Source organism: Stenotrophomonas sp. 21LCFQ19 (assembly GCF_056861425.1).
This window is the reverse complement of sequence record NZ_JBSPUF010000031.1, coordinates 1-2,950: the sequence shown is the minus strand read 5'-3', so window position 1 is coordinate 2,950 and position 2,950 is coordinate 1. Positions and strand designations below refer to the sequence as shown.

The window sequence follows — 2,950 nt, the reverse complement described above, 5'->3', positions numbered from 1 at the left end:
AGTAGTGCCGAGCCATGCTCGGCTGAAGCTTTACCGGTAATGCCACAGCCGAGCATGGCTCGGCACTACAGGGTTTGCTTGTGAAGCCCCTGCCGAGCATGGCTCGACACTACAGGGTTTGCTTGTGAAGCCCTTGCCGAGCATGGCTCGGCACTACAGGGTTTGCTTGTGAAGCCCCTGCCGAGCATGGCTCGGCACTACAGGCACTTCACCACTGGGTATACGGCTTGGATGCCAAGGCCAGATTGTAATAACGCAGCTCATCGGTGACTTCGGCACCGGCCCAGTCGGGCTTGGCGAACACCTGGTCGGGGCTCTCCAGCTCCACTTCAGCCACCACCAGTCCGGCGTTGTCGCCGAGGAACTCATCAACTTCCCACAGCAACCCGCCGTGCTGGACCAGATGCCGGCGCTTGTCGATCAGACCACCGACGCACAGCGCAAGCAGCTCGCGCGCCTCGTTCACCGGCACCGGGTACTCGAACTCCTGGCGGGTGTGACCGAGCTCGCGCGACTTGATGTTCAGGTAGGCCTCGTCGCCCTGGATACGGACCCGCACCGAAGCCTTCTGCGCGCCGCTGTCCATCGCCGCCGTATCGTTGATATAGCCCTGCGCCATCGGGATGACGGCGTGCGCGGCGGCCCGCCAGTCATCGCTGGTGACGAGGAACTTGCGTTCGATCTCGATACCCACCGCTTACCTCTTCTCGAAGACGGCAATGCTTTCCACGTGCGCGGTATGCGGGAACATGTCCATCGCACCTGCCGATACCAGGGTGAAGCCGCGCTCGTTGACCAGGTAACCGGCGTCGCGCGCCAGCGAGCCCGGATGGCAGCTGACGTAGACGATGCGTTTGAACTGATCCAGCGGCAACTGCTTGAGCACATCGATCGCACCCGAACGCGGCGGGTCGAGCAGCAGCTTGTCGAAGCCCTGCTTCATCCACGGCGCCTCGCTTTGATCCAGGGTCAGGTCGGCGGCATGGAACTCGGCGTTGGCCAGGCCGTTGCGCTCGGCGTTTTCCTTGGCGCGCGCGACAAGCCCGGCCTCGCCTTCCACGCCGACCACTTCGCGCACGCCGCGCGCCAGCGGCAGGGTGAAGTTGCCCAGGCCACAGAACAGGTCAAGCACGCGCTCGTCCGGTTGTGCATCCAACAAGGTCAGCGCATGCGCGATCATCTGCTGGTTGAGCTTGGCGTTGACCTGGATGAAATCCAGCGGGCGGAACGCGAGGTCCACATCCCACTGCGGCAGCGCGAAGGACAGCGCCACGCCCTCGGCCGGCCACAACGGGGCCACGGTATGCAGGCCACCGGACTGCAGGTAGATCGCAAAGCCATGTTCCTGGCCGAATGCGATCCACGCCTGCTTGTCGGCATCGCTGAGCGGAGCCAAGTGGCGCACGGTCAGGGCGATCGCGGCATCACCGGCGATGAATTCGATCTGCGGGATATCGCGCTTGCCGTCCAGCGTTTCGATGAAGGCGGACAGCGCGCCGACCTTGCTGCCGATCTCCGGGATCACCGTCAGGCACTGCGACAGATCGGCGACGAAGCGCGGATCCAGTTCGCGGAAGCCAACCAGCGTCTTGTCCTTCTTCTCGACGCGGCGCACCGAGAAGCGCCCCTTGCGGCGGTAGCCCCAGCTGTCACCCACCAGCGCCGGCAACACCTCGCCCGGGCTGACGTGGCCGATGCGGGTCAGGTTGTCGGTAAGCACCTGCTGCTTGGCGACAATCTGCCGCGACTCGTCCAGGTGCTGCAGTACGCAGCCTGCGCACACCCCGAAGTGCGGGCAGCGCGGTTCGACGCGGTGCGGCGAGGCCTTCAGCACTTCGACCGTCTTGGCCTCATCGAAATGACGGCTCTTGCCGGTCTGCTCGGCCATCACCGTTTCCTGCGGCAGCGCGCCGCTGATGAAGGTGACCTTGCCACCCTCGCCTTCACGGCGTGCAACGCCACGGCCGTCGTGGCTCAGGTCGAGGATGTCGGTCTGGAACGGGGTCTTGTCTATGCGGGGGGATCTGGATCGGGCCACGTGGCAACAGGCTGCGGGCAAAAGGGCGGCCATTGTCGCAGATGCTCAACGTGAACACCCCGATGACTTGCAGATCACGGTGCCATCGCTAATATGCGGGCAGTAGCTGACATGGAGGCAGCAGATGAATACGCATCACCAAGGAAACCCGCCGCGTCTGTTGCTGGTCGAGGACGACATGACCAGCCAGGGCTTCTTCCAGTTTGTGCTGGAATCGCTACCGGCCAAGGTTGATATCGCTGATTCGTGCGCCAGCGCGTTGCGTTGGGCACAGAGCGTCAGTTATGACCTGTGGCTGCTCGATGTGAACCTGCCTGACGGCAATGGCGCCGGTCTTCTGCGCAGTCTGCGTGAACGCCACCCGCACACCGCTGCACTGGCGCATACCGCAGATACCAGTCAGGAAATGCAGATGACGCTGCAACAGGCCGGCTTTCAGGAAACCCTGGTCAAGCCGATCAGTCGCGATGCGCTGCTGAAGAGCGTGCGCCGTGCGCTGACCAGGTCCACTGCAAAGGCTGACGGCGCCGTTGCCGAAGCTGCGCTGGATTGGGACGAATCAGCCGCGATGAACGCCCTGAACGGGCAACAGGCGCACGTGCGTGCACTGCGCGAATTGTTCCTGTCGGAGTTGCCAGGCACCCGCGACGCGGTCAGTCATGCACTTGAAAAGCATGACGACAAAGCCCTGCATGCACAGCTGCACAAGCTGCAGGCCAGCTGTGGTTTTGTTGGCGCCTCGCGTCTGGCATTTGCAGTGCGCCAGCTGAATCACGACCCCGCATCAATGCAGGCACGGCAACAATTCGGCAGTGCTGTCAGCGCCTTGCTGCGCTGATCGGATGGTGTGCCGAGCCATGCTCGGCAGCAGGTTTCCCCGGTAGAGCCCCTGCCGAGCATGGCTCGGCACTA

3 protein-coding genes are annotated in these 2,950 nt (G+C 63.6%); 1 reads left to right on the top strand and 2 read right to left on the bottom strand.

All coding sequences use genetic code 11. The features are described 5' to 3' along the window. Positions 1 to 208: 208 nt before the first annotated feature. Positions 209 to 694 carry a CYTH domain-containing protein gene (locus tag AC13FW_RS20420; protein WP_482990273.1) on the bottom strand — a complete coding sequence of 162 codons (486 nt, stop codon included), beginning with the start codon at positions 692 to 694 and terminating at the stop codon, positions 209 to 211. A 3-nt stretch (positions 695 to 697) separates the two neighbouring features. Continuing rightward, complete coding sequence (gene rlmD, locus AC13FW_RS20415; protein ID WP_482990272.1) at positions 698 to 2,038, bottom strand: 23S rRNA (uracil(1939)-C(5))-methyltransferase RlmD; 1,341 nt, start codon at positions 2,036 to 2,038, stop codon at positions 698 to 700. 124 nt (positions 2,039 to 2,162) lie between these two features. Between rlmD and AC13FW_RS20410 the strand changes: the two genes are divergently transcribed. Beyond that, complete coding sequence (locus tag AC13FW_RS20410) at positions 2,163 to 2,876, top strand: Hpt domain-containing response regulator (protein ID WP_482990271.1); 714 nt, start codon at positions 2,163 to 2,165, stop codon at positions 2,874 to 2,876. The last annotated feature ends 74 nt before the right edge of the window (positions 2,877 to 2,950 follow it).

Coding starts and splice junctions, on each gene's coding strand:
- AC13FW_RS20410 (WP_482990271.1), top strand. CDS start 2,163: ATGAATACGCATCACCAAGGAAACCCGCCGCGTCTGTTGCTGGTCGAG.